The organism is Pantoea sp. V106_11, assembly GCF_029967885.1.
Classification (GTDB): domain Bacteria; phylum Pseudomonadota; class Gammaproteobacteria; order Enterobacterales; family Enterobacteriaceae; genus Pantoea; species Pantoea ananatis.
Genome location: NZ_JASCAK010000037.1, coordinates 63,219 through 77,897 on the forward strand (window position 1 = coordinate 63,219; position 14,679 = coordinate 77,897).

At 57.4% G+C, this 14,679-nt stretch carries 14 protein-coding genes; 11 read left to right on the forward strand and 3 right to left on the reverse strand.

Translation table 11 applies throughout. The features are described from left to right. Positions 1–176: 176 nt before the first annotated feature. From QLG08_RS19150 to QLG08_RS19180, 7 genes are all read left to right on the forward strand, one after another. On the forward strand, positions 177–1,283 hold the full coding sequence (locus QLG08_RS19150; RefSeq protein ID WP_022623666.1) for a suppressor of fused domain protein: 1,107 nt from the start codon (positions 177–179) through the stop codon (positions 1,281–1,283). Between the two features lie 178 nt (positions 1,284–1,461). Continuing rightward, the gene (locus QLG08_RS19155; protein ID WP_026021034.1) at positions 1,462–3,357 is read left to right on the forward strand and encodes a methyl-accepting chemotaxis protein; all 1,896 of its coding nucleotides are present in this window, start codon (positions 1,462–1,464) and stop codon (positions 3,355–3,357) included. A gap of 148 nt (positions 3,358–3,505) precedes the next feature. Continuing rightward, complete coding sequence (idi, locus tag QLG08_RS19160) at positions 3,506–4,039, forward strand: isopentenyl-diphosphate Delta-isomerase (RefSeq protein WP_014593247.1); 534 nt, start codon at positions 3,506–3,508, stop codon at positions 4,037–4,039. 181 nt (positions 4,040–4,220) lie between these two features. Further along, positions 4,221–5,132 (forward strand): ABC transporter substrate-binding protein, encoded by a 912-nt coding sequence (locus tag QLG08_RS19165; RefSeq protein WP_015700703.1) that lies wholly within the window; start codon positions 4,221–4,223, stop codon positions 5,130–5,132. A gap of 3 nt (positions 5,133–5,135) precedes the next feature. After that, positions 5,136–6,317 (forward strand): ABC transporter permease, encoded by a 1,182-nt coding sequence (locus tag QLG08_RS19170; RefSeq protein ID WP_015700702.1) that lies wholly within the window; start codon positions 5,136–5,138, stop codon positions 6,315–6,317. Next, positions 6,304–7,251 (forward strand): ABC transporter ATP-binding protein, encoded by a 948-nt coding sequence (locus QLG08_RS19175; protein ID WP_013025140.1) that lies wholly within the window; start codon positions 6,304–6,306, stop codon positions 7,249–7,251. The genes QLG08_RS19170 and QLG08_RS19175 overlap by 14 nt, the downstream gene beginning before the upstream one ends. Then, positions 7,239–7,970, forward strand: coding sequence for an ABC transporter permease (locus QLG08_RS19180; protein WP_013025141.1), 732 nt, complete (start codon positions 7,239–7,241; stop codon positions 7,968–7,970). The genes QLG08_RS19175 and QLG08_RS19180 overlap by 13 nt, the downstream gene beginning before the upstream one ends. Here the strand turns inward: QLG08_RS19180 and QLG08_RS19185 are convergent. After that, the gene (locus QLG08_RS19185) at positions 7,951–8,058 is read right to left on the reverse strand and encodes a hypothetical protein (protein WP_013025142.1); all 108 of its coding nucleotides are present in this window, start codon (positions 8,056–8,058) and stop codon (positions 7,951–7,953) included. The genes QLG08_RS19180 and QLG08_RS19185 overlap by 20 nt on opposite strands. 84 nt (positions 8,059–8,142) lie before the next feature. Continuing rightward, entirely contained in the window at positions 8,143–8,877 is a 735-nt protein-coding gene (locus tag QLG08_RS19190) for a MerR family transcriptional regulator (RefSeq protein WP_013025143.1), read from the reverse strand. Between the two features lie 149 nt (positions 8,878–9,026). Between QLG08_RS19190 and QLG08_RS19195 the strand changes: the two genes are divergently transcribed. From QLG08_RS19195 to ybiB, 4 genes are all read left to right on the forward strand, one after another. After that, positions 9,027–9,590: an XRE family transcriptional regulator gene (locus QLG08_RS19195; RefSeq protein ID WP_013025144.1), complete on the forward strand. Its 564-nt coding sequence runs from the start codon at positions 9,027–9,029 to the stop codon at positions 9,588–9,590. Further along, entirely contained in the window at positions 9,587–10,117 is a 531-nt protein-coding gene (locus QLG08_RS19200; protein ID WP_014593251.1) for a GNAT family N-acetyltransferase, read from the forward strand. The genes QLG08_RS19195 and QLG08_RS19200 overlap by 4 nt, the downstream gene beginning before the upstream one ends. A gap of 194 nt (positions 10,118–10,311) precedes the next feature. Continuing rightward, the gene (gene dinG / locus QLG08_RS19205) at positions 10,312–12,474 is read left to right on the forward strand and encodes an ATP-dependent DNA helicase DinG (RefSeq protein ID WP_015700699.1); all 2,163 of its coding nucleotides are present in this window, start codon (positions 10,312–10,314) and stop codon (positions 12,472–12,474) included. 27 nt (positions 12,475–12,501) lie between these two features. Then, positions 12,502–13,470, forward strand: coding sequence for a DNA-binding protein YbiB (gene ybiB / locus QLG08_RS19210; RefSeq protein ID WP_014593253.1), 969 nt, complete (start codon positions 12,502–12,504; stop codon positions 13,468–13,470). Here ybiB and QLG08_RS19215 read toward each other — a convergent pair. Continuing rightward, positions 13,467–14,630: a M20 aminoacylase family protein gene (locus QLG08_RS19215; protein ID WP_024470907.1), complete on the reverse strand. Its 1,164-nt coding sequence runs from the start codon at positions 14,628–14,630 to the stop codon at positions 13,467–13,469. The two genes, ybiB and QLG08_RS19215, sit on opposite strands and share 4 nt — an antisense overlap. Between the last annotated feature and the right edge of the window lie 49 nt (positions 14,631–14,679).

Consider the following 14,679-nt stretch of genomic DNA (forward strand, 5'->3'; position numbering starts at 1 on the left):
GCAGGTTCCTGTCGATGTCACCGCTTCCCCGTTCGGGGAGGCGGGTTTATCCTCCGTTCCTGCCTTCTGCCTTCATCGATTCACTTTGAGAGTTTTACCCTTGCCTGTCGTGGCAGCAGACGTGATCCTGCTCTATCCTCGGGGAAAATGGATTCCTCAAGTACTGTCGAGGCGCTATGACGTATCAATCACTGATTGCTGAAGTCCACAATCAGCAGCGCACCCTGACGGCAATTGTCGAACAGGATGCGCGGACTGCTTATTTCTATATCTGGCCAACCGATCTGTTTCGTAGCCAGTTTGCGGTGCGTGGCTGCTGGTTACGAAACCTGCTCCCTGCGCCGCTTCAGGAAGATCACCAGGCGATGGAACAGGGCATTGCCCCCCTGCTGAGTGCAGAATACTGCCGTAATCTGGAAGCTGAACCGCCGCTGGATCCCGCAGGTCTGCAAATTCTCTGGGAACCCGGAGATGCGGGAGCGGCGCTGTGGTACTACGGGCAACTTCTTGCCGTGATTCCTGGCTGGAGCCTTTACCAGGATAAACAGGTCAGTTTCTCCGCCGGTTGTATCAAAAAAAACCGTCTGACCGCGCCGCTCGGTTCAGCCTCGACCAATCATTACTATGCCCTTGCCGAACAGCAGCGCCAGTTCTGGCGTGAATGGCATGACGGCAGCCAATGGGACAAGGTGCAACAGGACTTGCTGGCCTGTTATCAGGCGCAGTTTGGCGAGTCGGTCAAATACTACGCGATCGATCAGGGCAACTGGCCGCCCATGGCGCTCTCTCAGCACTACCATAACGGCATCTGGTACTTTCTGACCCTGGGCATGAGCATTCGCCCCATGCCGCAGGTTGATTTTCTGTTCGATGAGCTGGCTCCACAGTACCGCCGGGCAGAGCTGGCGATGGCGGTCGATGGCGAAGTCATGACTGAAAGCAATGCGGTCCAGATGGCCAGCGCGCTGGCTGAATTTGTCCATTTGCCGTGGGCGCGGCTGACCTGGCTGGGTGAAGGCCATACGCTGGCCTCAGAGGTGGCACCGGTGGGATTCGAAAGCTACCTGTTAGCCAACGAGCTGGCCCCGGAACAGGCCCAGTTCCCGCTGCCGAGACAGGATGGCGACAGACCCACGCTGCTGTGGGCCACGCCGGTAACCGAAGCGGAACGGCAATTTGCCCAGAGCGAAGCCCAGGGCGGGCAGCATCTGCGTGAACGGCTCACCGCCGGGGGAAATACGCACATATTTCGACCGCGTGAACAGGTCGTGAACACAGAATAAACGCCGGAGACAGGGCGATTTTTCCGCCTGGTGGAAAAAGTTGCTGACCTGGCGTAACTAAATATCTTTATTGTTAAAAGACTTGTTAAATTTGTGATCTGGTCTACTCAAGTTCCCCCTTGCCGTGCCGTTAACCCCGATCAGGCAATAGCGCCACAAAAGGTCCAGGGGAACAATGATGTTAAAGACCACTCAATCCCGCTTCACAGCAACGCTTATCGGTTTTTTTGTTGCGCTAGTGTTGGTCACTATTTGGGTGATCAACCAGTTTGTCGCGCCTCAGTTGGTAGACAATGAAAGCCGCCTGATTCGCTATCAGGTGGATTCGCTGGCAACCGGCATCGTTGAGCAAATGAACCGTGTTCAGGCACAGCAACGTGCCATTACCGAGGCCGCCTCGGTCATCGACAGCGCCGCCATCGACACCTTATTACCTGCACTGGTTAACCAGTATCAGGACAGTAACGTTTTCGGTGGCGGTATCTGGCCTTTACCCCATCGTCGCGAGGCGGGTAAAGAGAAAGACAGCAGCTTTTTTGCACGTGACGCCAGCAACAAGCTTCAGGTTAACACCTACTGGAACTCTGAAGCCGCGGACAAATACTGGGAGCAGCCCTGGTATAAAGACGGCATGGCCGCGCCGAAAGGGCAGTGCGCATGGGCTAAAGCTTATCAGGATGCCGCCAGCCCACAGCCGCGTACCAACTGTGCCATGGCAATCTACCGCGACGGGACAGTCTGGGGCGTTTCCACCATCGACGTTACGCTGGGTTTCTTCAACCAACTGGCTAAAAAGATGGGCGAGGCGATTCATGGAGACGTCCTGATCGTTGAGTCTGACGGCAAAGTCGTGGGTAACGCGGCGCTGGTTAACGGCACGCCGAAACTCGAAAACCTGAGCGATCTGCAAAATCCTATGGCTGCGCCGCTGAAAGCGATGCTTGCCAGTGCGGGGACAAAGTCCGCAGAGTCAACCTATAGCAGCAACGATGGCGAGCAAACGCTGTTTCTGCAGGCTATTCCGGGCAGCCCGTGGTATCTGGCCAGTAGCGTACCGTCCAGCCTGCTGAAAGCCCAGTCCCACAATATGCTGATGCGCCTGGGTTTGGTGCAGATCCCTCTGGCCATTATTCTGTTGCTGGTCATGCTGGGTTTCATGCGCGCCATGATGAAGCGTTTGAGCATGCTCAACCAAAATATCGAAGCGCTGTCGACAGGGGGCGCGGATCTCACGCAGCGTCTGCCAGCCAGTAACAGCCCGGAATTTAACGCCGTTGCGCAGAGCTTTAACCACTTTATCAGCTATCTGCAGGGGTTAATGCAGCAGGTCGGCAGCAGCGCCCTGGCCATCTCTGCGGCGTCGCGTGAAATTGCCAGCGGCAACACCAACCTTTCCTCGCGCACGGAAGAGCAGGCCAGCTCGATTGTGGAAACGGCGGCTTCTATGGAGCAACTGACCGGCACCGTACGCCAGAACGCCGACAACGCAACGCATGCGAACCAGCTGGCGGGTGAGGCTTCTAAAGTGGCGTCGCGCGGAACGGAAGTGGTTCGTCAGGTGGTGAGCACGATGGGCGAAATTCACCACTCTTCGCGTAAAGTCGTCGATATCATCAGCGTGATCGACAGCATTGCCTTCCAGACCAATATCCTGGCACTCAACGCCGCCGTTGAAGCCGCGCGTGCTGGCGAGCAGGGCCGTGGTTTTGCCGTGGTCGCCTCAGAGGTGCGTAATCTGGCGCAGCGTTCGGCCAACTCCGCACGTGAAATCAAAAAACTGATCGAAGAGTCGGTCGCGAATATCGATGCAGGCAGTCAGCTGGTCGAACAGGCAGGACAAACCATGGACGAACTGGTGCAGGGCGTGAGCAGCGTCACTACGCTAATGAGCGAGATCATGGCCGCCAGTCGTGAGCAGAGCATGGGCATCGAACAGGTTAACGTTGCCATTACTCAGCTTGACGGCACCACGCAGCAGAACGCCGTCTTAGTGGAAGAGGTCTCCTCTGCCGCGCAGGCGATGGAAGCCCAGAGTCTGCAACTGGAACAGGTTGTACAAAGCTTCAAACTGTAATTCACAGTCAGGCCAGCGCCCGCTGGCCTGACGTTTTCGACGATCGCGATTGCCGTCTGACAGATTTGTGCATAAACAGCACAATTTTATCCCCTCAACCTCCCCAATCTTGTGCCAGAATAATGAGGAATACACTCAAGGAATCCTCATGTCTGCTATTGAAGTTATCCTCGTCGACCATCTTGATCGTCCCACCGGCAAAATGGAAAAGTTGGAAGTGCATGAAAAAGGATTACTGCACCGCGCTGTCACGGTGTACGTTTTTAACACCCGGCAGGAGCTGCTGCTCCAGCGTCGTGCCAGTGATAAATATCACTGCGGCGGATTATGGAGCAATACCTGCTGCGGTCATCCTTATCCTCATGAATCGACTAAAGAGGCGGCCGAACGCCGTCTGCGCGAAGAAATGGGCATGATCCTGTCGCTGACGCCCGTCTTCGAACTGAGCTATAACCTGCCGCTCAGTAATGGCCTGACAGAGCACGAGTACGGCCATGTCTTTTTTGCCGTGAGCGACGCGCTGCCCGTGCTTAACCCGCAGGAGGCGGATGCATTTGACTACCGCTCAATGCAGGATATTGCCCAGCAAATGCAGCAGCAGCCTCAGCAGTTTACGCCCTGGTTCCTTCATACCTTTCCCCGTATTCCTGCCTGTCTCGACAGTTTCACTTTCCCGGCTTAATCACCGAGCCCTGGCCGATGCGGTCAGGGTTAGCCGCATCTGATTTCAGGACAAAACAGATCGCGGAATGCGATTGCCAGGCTACGCTTTTATTGCAACCTCTAAAACGGTGGGCGTGCCTGTCAGGTTATCCCTACGGCCAACCGTACTTCCAGATAAATACATCAATAAGGAAAGCATCATGGCAAACATTCGCGGTTTGGCCGGCATCAGCCTTTTACTGCTGAGTCTGGGAATGGCGCACGCGGCCGACCCGGTACGTGTGGGTTCCAAGATAGATACTGAAGGCTCACTGCTGGGCAATGTCATCCTGCTGGTGCTGGAAAAGCACGGCGTCAAGACCGTTAACAAAATCCAGCTGGGGGCAACCCAGGTGGTGCGGGGCGCCATCACCGCGGGCGAACTGGATATCTACCCGGAATACACCGGCAACGGAGCCTTCTTTTTTAATGACGAAAAAGACAGTGCCTGGAAGCATGCCCGCGAAGGCTATGAAAAAGTGAAAAAACTTGATGCCGAAAAAAATCACCTCGTGTGGCTGACGCCCGCGCCGGCGAACAACACCTGGACCATCGCGGTCCGTAACGACGTCGCGGAGAAAAATCACCTTAACTCCCTTGACGATCTCAGCGCCTATCTGAAAAAAGGGGGCACGTTCAAGCTGGCTGCCTCTGCGGAATTTATCGAACGCAGTGATGCGCTTCCCGCATTCGAAAAAGCCTATGGCTTTACGTTAAAACAGGATCAGCTGTTATCGTTGGCCGGGGGCGATACCGCCGTGACTATCGGCGCAGCCGCGCAGCAAACGTCAGGCGTCAACGCCGCCATGGCTTACGGTACGGATGGCCCGGTTGCCGCGTTAGGCCTGAAAACGCTCAGCGACCCAAAAGGCGTTCAGCCCATTTATGCGCCTGCGCCAGTAGTGCGTGAAGCGGTTCTCCAGGCTTATCCGCAAATGGCTGCATGGCTTAAACCCGTTTTCAGTGCGCTGGATGAAAAGACATTGCAGCAGCTCAACGCCAAAATTGCCGTTGAAGGGCAGGACGCCAGCAGCGTGGCGAAAGCGTGGTTAGAACAGAAAAAGCTGCTGTAACCGATGTGGCTATCGCGGGAGGCGATATCCCGGCCTCGACAGCAGCCGGTGGCGCTGGTACTGATTATGTTACTGAGCCTGACGTCAGGCTGCCTGCCGTTTGTCAGCTTTGCGGCTAATCGTCTGGTTGCCGGCCAGCCGGTGATGCTCTGGCAAATGGCGCACGGCATGGCGCTTCTGCCCCCGCTGGCGTTGCTGTGGTTACTGCTGTGGGCCAGACCGACGGGGTTTCGCTACACGTTGCAGTTAATAAGCGCCGGGCTGGTGCTGGCGGTCATGATCTGGCTCAGCGGCGACCAGGCCAGGGTGCTGGCCGGGCAGGGCAGCCGACTGGCGCGAACCAGCTTTGCGAGCGGCATGTGGTGCGGCAGCGCGCTGACGCTACTTTTGATCACCGATACCGCGCGTGCGCTCACCCGCCGCAGGCTGTGGCAACTGGTGCTGAATCTGCTGGTATGGATCCTTCCCCTCTGGCTGCTGTTCAGCGGCCAGCTGGACGACCTGTCGTTACTGAAAGAATATGCCAACCGCCAGTCGGTCTTTGATGCGGCCTTATTGCGTCATCTGACGCTACTGGCCGCCACCGTCCTGCCTGCTTTACTGATTGCTTTCCCGCTGGGCATCGTGCTTTACCGGCGATCCGGCTGGCAAAGCAGCGTCTTCGGCGTGCTGAATGTGGTTCAGACGGTGCCCTCCGTGGCGCTGTTTGGCTTACTCATTGCCCCACTGGCGGGGCTGGCAAAACGCTTTCCCTGGGCAGGTGCATGGGGCATCAGCGGCATTGGCATGGCGCCCGCGCTGATCGCGCTGGTGTTGTATGCCCTGTTGCCGCTGGTGCGCAGCGTGGTAACCGGACTGCAGCAGGTGCCGCCAGACGTGCGCGAAAGTGCGCGCGGCATGGGGCTGAGCGGCAGGCAGCAGTTTTTCGCCGTGGAGGTGCCGCTGGCCTTGCCGGTGTGGTTGTCGGGCATACGGGTTGTGGTGGTGCAGACACTGGGCATGGCCGTGGTGGCGGCGCTGATCGGCGCAGGCGGATTCGGCGCGATTATTTTCCAGGGGCTGCTGAGCAACGCGCTGGACTTAGTGCTGTTAGGCGTGATCCCGGTGATTGCGATGGCGGTGACTTTGGATGCGTTATTCCGCTTGTTGATTTCCCTGCTGGAGAGAAAAGATGATTCAGTTTGATGGCGTCACCCGGTTCTTTGCGGGTAAAGCCGCGGTTAAAAACCTGTCGCTGACCATCGCAAAAGGAACCTTTACCGTGCTGCTGGGCACCTCGGGCTCGGGTAAATCGACCACGCTTAAAATGATTAATCGTCTGGTGGAGTACGATGAAGGGGAAATCCGCTTTGCAGGCGAATCTATTCGTCAGATGGATGCCCAGGCGCTGCGCCGCCGTACCGGCTATGCCATTCAGTCGATTGGTCTGTTTCCGCACTGGACGATTGAAAAGAATATGGCCACCGTCCCTGCTTTGCTGGGCTGGTCAAAAGCGCGCAGGCGCGAACGTATTGACGAGTTGATCGCACTGCTGAATTTGGATCCGGCATTACTTCGCCGCTATCCACATCAGCTCTCCGGGGGACAACAGCAGCGCGTTGGTGTTGCGCGGGCGCTGGCGGCGGATCCTGACGTACTGCTGATGGATGAACCCTTTGGCGCACTGGACCCGGTCACGCGCACTGCGCTTCAGCAGGAGATGTTACGCATTCACCGTGCCTCAGGGTGCACCATCGTGCTGGTCACGCACGATATTGATGAAGCCCTGACGCTGGCCGACAATATTGTACTTATGGACGACGGTGAGATCGTTCAGCAGGGTAAACCGCTTGAATTGCTGACCCGACCAGGCAACGACTTTGTGCGTGATTTTCTGGGGCGCAGCGAGATAGGGCTGCGTCTGCTGGCGCTTGGCCAGGTGGGACGCGCAGTACGTCGTGGGGAATGGCTGGATGCCGAGCCGCTGGCGGCGACGCTGAGCCTGCGCGAAGCGTTGTCACAGTTTATCAGCCGCGGCACGGATAAACTGCCCGTCGTAGATGCGCATCAGCAACCGCTGGGCGTGCTCTACTTCAGCGATCTCCTTCATCACGCAGAGGCTCAACAATGCGACGGCTAGCCGATCCTCTGCTGTGGCTGGTCCTGTTTTATCTCAGCCTGCTGGCGGCCATGCCCTACAGCGGCCCCGTGTTTGCCGCCTGGTTTCCCGATCTGGCCCGCCCGCTTTATCAGCAGGACAGTTTCTGGCAGCTCACCCTGGCACATCTTTTTCTGGTGGTAACCGCCAGCCTGATGGCGGTTGTTATCGGCGTCGGCAGCGGTGTGCTGGTCACTCGCCCTGCGGGACGGGCTTTTCGCCCGTTGTTGGAAACCATCGCCGCCGCCGGTCAGACGATCCCGCCGGTGGCGGTGCTGGCGATAGCCGTGCCTGTCATGGGATTCGGCGCGTGGCCTGCCGTGGTGGCATTGCTGCTTTATGGGCTGCTGCCGATTTTACAGGGCACACTGGCGGGGCTGGACAGCGTCCCGGCCAGCAGTCGAGAGATCGCCGTGGGTGTCGGCATGAGTGGCTGGCAGCGTTTGTGGCAGGTTGAGCTTGCGCTGGCGGCACCGGTGATCATTGCCGGGATACGTAACTCCGTCATCATCAATATCGGCACGGCGGCTATCGCCTCTACCGTCGGGGCAAAGAGCCTGGGCTCGCCCATCATCATCGGCCTGAGCGGCTTTAATACCGCCTATGTCATACAAGGCGCGTTGCTGGTCGGGCTGTTAGCGATCGTCAGCGATCGCCTGTTTGAACGGCTGCAGCGCCGTCTTAGCGTGAATGAACGATAAGTGAATAGCCGACCAGCATAAGTCCACTGGTGCCGCCGATAGCCATAATGGCAAACAGCGTGGCAAAAAATGTTTTTTTCCAGTTCATAACTAACCTGAGGGTGTTTACGTCAAGGCGGGGATAATAGCGCGCGCAAGGCAGCCGTCATAGTGCCGAGCGTGCGTTTTTATTTCAGTGTGCGTCGTGCAAACGTACAGAGAATCCCTGTTCCTGCCAGTGTGCCAGCTGTTCCTGCTGACGGCGCGTCAGTCTTTTACCGGTAAAAACAAACATATTCAGCCCCGGAAATAACTCGGGCCGGGGAACATCAAGCGGTTCGGCAAGCACGTCGATGCGCCAGCCGTGCTGCGACAGTCGCCATCCTTCCAGCCAGATGCGCGTGCGATCTTCAATGCCCCAGCCAATAATCAGCGCTTCTTTACCGGCTTTTTTGCGACTGCTTGCCAGACAAAAAGCCACGTAGTCGATCAGGATGCCATCCAGCAGGCTGCACATTGTCCGTGCTGTATTCTGATCCAGGCTGAGTTTCTGCCTTATGGGCATAAAAACGTGATCGATCAAGGCATCAACCGCATGTTCGCGACCAATTAAAGCGATCTTGTTGCGTAGCTTAGCCGGTCTTACATGGCGCAGTATGCTGATGAGTTCGTCCTGCATGGCGGTCCAGCCATCGTTGGAATCAACATCTCCACCTTCCAGTAGTGCTTTGACCTTGCCTACTGGTACTCCACTTTCAATCCAGCGCATGATTTCCTGAATACGCTGAACATCTTCTTCATCGAACTGTCGATGACCGCCTTCGGTACGTTGTGGTTTCAATAATCCATAACGTCGTTGCCAGGCGCGTAAGGTAACCGGATTTATGCCACAGCGTTCGGCGACATCGCCGATACTGTATAAGGTCATATTTACCTCTTTAAACTGACCTGAGTTAAAACACCATAACGAAGCCTGTTAAGTTGTACAACCAATTTTTAGATGTACAACTTGACGGCTGCGCTTAATTGTTGTTCTATCTCAATTATGAGATTTATTTTTCATAAGTGAGATGAAACATGTCTTTTGATAATACGGAGCAACGCTTAGCAGCCCGCCTTGCAGAATTACGGATGAAGCAGGGTTGGTCACTTGATGAACTCTCAACCGCCACCGGCATTAGCCGGCCCACATTATCGCGTATTGAGCGTGCTGAAACCAGCCCAACGGCTGCCCTGCTTAATCGTTTGTGTGTGGCTTACAGTCTGACCATGTCGCGCCTGCTGAGCGAAGTGGAAGCGGAAAGCGATCTCCTGATCCCTCGCGAACGCCAGCCGATCTGGAACGACGAAGCCAGTGGATTTAGTCGCCGCAATGTCTCACCGCCAGCCCATAATTTCCGCTGTGAGCTGATAGAAGGCACACTGCGGCCCGGCGCGCGCGTCGAATACGACGCGCCACCGCTACAGGGCATGGAGCAACATATCTGGATGCAACAGGGACAGCTGACGATAACCATGGGCGCGCAGAGCTGGACCTTAGCACCCGGCGACAGCCTGCGTTTTCATCTTAGCGGCGCGTCCGCTTTTCAGGCACATCTTACTGAAGGTGCCCGCTACTTACTGGTGGTCTGCAAATCATGATGACGTATCAACAACTCAGCGCCGCTGAGGCACAACAGGTTTTACCCGAACTGGCCCAGGTCTTACAGGCCTGTGTGGCCGAGGGTGCCAGCATCGGTTTTATCGATCCTGAAAACATCAGCGTGATGACCCTTTTTTGGCAAAATCAGCTTGCCGCGCTGGAAAAAGGCCAGAGTGAACTGCTGGTTGCCCGCCAGCATGGCCGGGTGGTGGGCACCGTGATGCTCAATGACAGCGCCATGCCCAATGGAAGCCATAGGGCCGAAGTCAGTAAGCTGCTCGTGCATCCGCAGGCGCGGCGGCAGGGGATAGCGCGCAGGTTAATGCAGCAGGCAGAACAGCGGGCGCATCAGAAGGGAAAACGCCTGCTGGTGCTGGACACCCGATCCGGGGACGTGGCCAGCGATCTCTATCGCGCGCTGCACTGGCAGGTTGCGGGTGAGATTCCTGCCTATGCGCAGTCTATTGAGGGAAAACTGGACGCGACCACGGTGATGTTTAAGGTGCTGGATTCGCACGGCGGCTGAAGTACAGGCCTTCGGGCCGCCGCCTTATCCCTGCGCAACACGCGACAACGCGCCACGGCGGTTGTGGCCTGCTGTTGACCCGACAGCACGAGCAGGCCTTTTCTGAAGCCAGCACGAAAAAACAGACCCGAAAGCTGACGTCACTGCGATACTGTGTAAAAATACAGGCCATCGAGTAAAGCGGTAATCTTAACATGGCCCTGACAGCAGCATTAAAAAGCCAGATCGCACAGTGGTATAAAGCGCTGCAGCAACAGGTGCCAGACTTTATTCCCCGTCCTGCCCAGCGGCAGATGATCGCGGAGGTCGCGAAATGTCTGTCGGGTGATGACGGACGCCACCTGGCTGTAGAAGCGCCGACTGGCGTGGGCAAAACCCTTTCGTATCTTATTCCTGGCATCGCCGTCAGCCGCGCGGAAGAGAAGCGGCTGGTGATCAGCACGGCCAACGTCGCCTTGCAGGATCAGATCTTCAGCAAAGATTTGCCGTTGCTTAAAAAAATCATTCCGGATCTCACCTTTACTGCGGCCTTTGGCCGCGGGCGCTATGTGTGTCCGCGCAATCTGGCCGCGCTGGTCGCAGACGATAATCAGCAGGCCGATTTGCTGTTCTACCTGGATGATGAGGCGGTCAGCAGCACCAAAGAAGAGCAGATTCAGTGCGGACGGCTGCAAAAGTCACTGGATCGCTACCAGTGGGACGGCCTGCGCGATCACAGCGAGGAGAACGTCAGCGACAGCCTGTGGCAGCGTCTGTCTACTGACAAAGCCAGTTGCCTTGGCGTGCATTGCCGCTGGTACCGCGAATGTCCGTTTTTCGTTGCCCGGCGGGAAATCGAGCAGGTCGATGTGGTGGTAGCCAACCACGCGCTGGTGATGGCGGCCATGGAAAACGAATCGGTGCTGCCCCCGGCCAAAAATCTGATGCTGGTGCTGGATGAAGGGCATCACCTGCCTGAAGTGGCGCGTGATGCACTGGAGATGAGCGCCGATATCACGCCCGGCTGGACCAGCCTGCAGCTCGATCTGTTTGTGAAGCTGGTGGAGGCGATTATGAGCCAGATGCGGCCCAAATCCCCCCCGCCGCTGGCCAATCCCGAACGTCTTAAAGCCCACTGCGATGAACTGCGAGAACGCCTTGCCACCATAAGTGAGGCATTAAGCCCATTGCTTCCGCCGCACAATCAACCCGGCGAGTTTCGTTTCGTGTTGGGCACCTTACCCGACGAGCTGCTGGCGCTGTGCGCCCGGCTGTTCAAGCTGAGCGACGGGCTACGTGGGCTCAGCGAAGGGTTGATTAACGCCTTGAGTGAACAAACCGGAAGCGTCGATCTCGTGCGTCTGCACCGCAATTTATTGCAGCTCAACCGCCACTTTGGCTGGTTTGAATCAGTCAGCAAGCTGTGGCGACTGGCTGCGATGGAAAAAGCCTCTGGTGCGCCCGTTTCAAAATGGATAACCCGTGAACTGCGCGACGGTCAGGCACACCTGTTCTTCCACTGCGCGGGAATTCGCGTCTGCGATCAGCTGGAAAAAATGCTGTGGCGCAAGATTCCTCACGTTGTCGTGACCTCCGCGACCTTGCGCTCATTGAACAGCTTTAGCCGCCTGCAGGAAATGTCGGGATTGAATGAAAAGTCGGGCGACCGTTTTGTGGCACTGGCGTCGCCGTTCAGCCACGTCGATCAGGGCAAGCTGGTGATCCCGCAGATGCGCTACGAACCGTTGATGGCGAATGAGGCTGAGCACATCGCGGAGATGGCGGCCTTTTTCCGCCAGCAAATGCAGACAGAAAAGCATAAAGGCGTGCTGGTGTTGTTTGCCAGCGGGCGCGCCATGCAACAGTTTGTCGAGGCGCTGCCGGAATTACGACTGATGATGCTGGTGCAGGGCGATCAGCCCCGCAGTCGCCTGATCGCCCTACACCGCAAACGGGTAGAGCAGGGCGATACCAGTATTCTCATCGGCCTGCAGTCGTTTGCGGAAGGGCTGGATTTAAAAGGTGAGCTGCTCAGTCAGGTACATATCCATAAAATTGCTTTTCCGCCCATAGACAGTCCGGTAATTTTAACCGAGGGCGAATGGCTGAAGAGCCTCAGGCGTTATCCGTTTGAGGTACAGAGCTTACCCAGCGCCTCTTTTACGCTGATTCAGCAGGTCGGGCGTTTGATCCGCAGCCATCAGTGTTTTGGCGAGATAGTTATTTACGATCGCCGCCTGTTGAGTAAAGCTTACGGCAGTCGGCTGCTGGCGGCGCTGCCGGTGTTTTCAATTGAGCAGCCGGTCACGCCTGAACCCGAGGCCAGAAACACCAAACCCAATCCCGGCACGCGCAAACCGCGTGCGAAGCGGCGTTAAGTCGTTGCCACTGAGCGGAAATGCGTGATGGAACTGAATAAAATTATCAAAGAAGTCGGGCGCGGTAAGAACCATGCTCGCGATATCGATTTCGACAGTGCCCTGGCACTCTACGGCGCAATGCTGGACGGCGAGGTGCCGGATCTTGAAATGGGCAGTATTTTAATCGCCCTGCGAATCAAAGGTGAAGGCGAAGCAGAAATGCGCGGCTTCTATCAGGCGATGCAGTCGCGTGTGATGCGCCTGCAGGCGCCGAGCGGTCGTCCAATGCCTGTGGTCATTCCCAGCTATAACGGTGCGCGCCGTCAGGGAAATTTAACCCCATTACTGGCGCAGGTGCTTAACAGGCTCGGTCTGCCCGTGCTGGTTCACGGCGTCAGTGACGATGCCACGCGCGTGACCAGCGAAGCGGTCTTTGCCGCGCTGGGGATCGTGCCGGTCACTACGGCCGAACAGGCACAGGCAAAGCTCGACAGGGGTGAGCTGGCCTTTATTACCATCGATCACCTCTGCCCACCCATGGCAAAACAGCTGTCGTTACGCTGGCGCATGGGCGTGCGTAACAGCGCCCACACGCTGGCGAAGCTGGCCACGCCGTTTGGTGAGCGCGAGGCCCTGCGCCTGTCAAGCGTATCCCACCCGGAGTATGTTCCACGGGTGGCGACCTTTTTTAGCGCTATCGATGCCCCCGCGATTCTGCTGAACGGGACCGAAGGTGAGGTTTATGCCAATCCGCAGCGCTGCCCGGCCATCAGCTATGTGGGCGGTGCAGCACAGCAGGCGGAGGTCTGGGTAGAGAGACAGCCGGAGGTTGCGGTGCCGCTGCCCGCCGACAAGTCGGCCGCCGAGACAGCGCGGTGGACGGAAGAGGTGCTGAATCACCAGCGCCCTCTGCCAGAGGCGCTGCGACTGCAAATTGCCTGCTGCCTGCGCGCAAGCGGTCAGTGCGCCTCGCGGGAAGCCGGCCTTGAGAAACTGGCGGCGGCCGGTTTTTAACGGTGAGCCTGTGGCAGGGCGTGCTCAACCAGGTTTTGCCAGAAGCGGATACCGGTGGGGATGAGCGCATCGTTGAAATCGTAGTGAGCATTATGTAAGGGGGCGGATGGGGTTGCACCATCTGCACCGAGCCAGAAATAGGCCCCCGGGCAGGCTTCCAGCATGCAGGCGAAATCTTCAGAGGCCATGGAGGGATTCACCTGCCACCGCACCTGCTCTTCCCCCAGCGTACTGACGGCAACGTCGTGAACCTGCCGGGCCGGGCCTGTATGGTTGGTTGTCACCGGGTAGCCAGGTAGCCAGCGAATCGCGCCGCAGACGCCAAAGGGTTTCGGCAGCGTAGTGACAAAATCATCAATAAGCGCATGAACCCGTTTGCGCACATCGTCTTGCAGGCAGCGCACGGTGCCGCGCAGAACGATCTGTTCGGGAATCACGTTAATTGCCTCACCACCCTGAATCTGCGTGACGCTCACCACGGCCGAGGAAAGGGGAGAAAGGCGACGTGAGGGGATCGTTTGCAGGGCCAGAATCAGTTCAGCTGCCACCACCATCGGGTCGGCACCGCTTTCCGGCATGGCCGCGTGGCAGCTTTTACCGCTCAGCGTAATTTCAAACGCATCCAGTGAGGCCATCATCGCACCGGCGTTAACCGCCAGCGATCCCAGCGGCAGGCCGGGCCAGTTGTGCATTGCATAGACAGCATCCATGGGGAAACGGGTAAATAATCCCTCTTCCACCATTTTCCGGGCGCCGCCGAGGTTTTCTTCCGCAGGCTGAAAAATAAAATGCACCGTGCCGCTGAACTGACGCGTGGCGGCAAGCTGTCTGGCGGCCGCCAGTAAAATCGCCGTGTGGCCATCATGGCCGCAGGCGTGCATCACACCAGGTTTACTGGAGCGCCAGGCGGTTTCGCCTTTTTCATTGATGGGCAGCGCGTCCATGTCGGCACGCAGGCCGATGACCGGTCCGCTTCCATTTTTCAGGGTGCCAACCACGCCCGTCCCGGCAAGACCACGAAATACCTGCAGGCCCGCCTGCTCAAGTTCATGCGCAACCTTATCGCTGGTCCGATGTTCCTCATAGCCGAGTTCGGGTTCGCGATGAAACTGGTGGCGCCAGCGCAGCGCATCATCAAGCAGGTCAGAGGAAAGAGTCATGCAATGTCGCGCTCCATATCATTCAGGAAGCTTCACTTTAGAGGCCGGG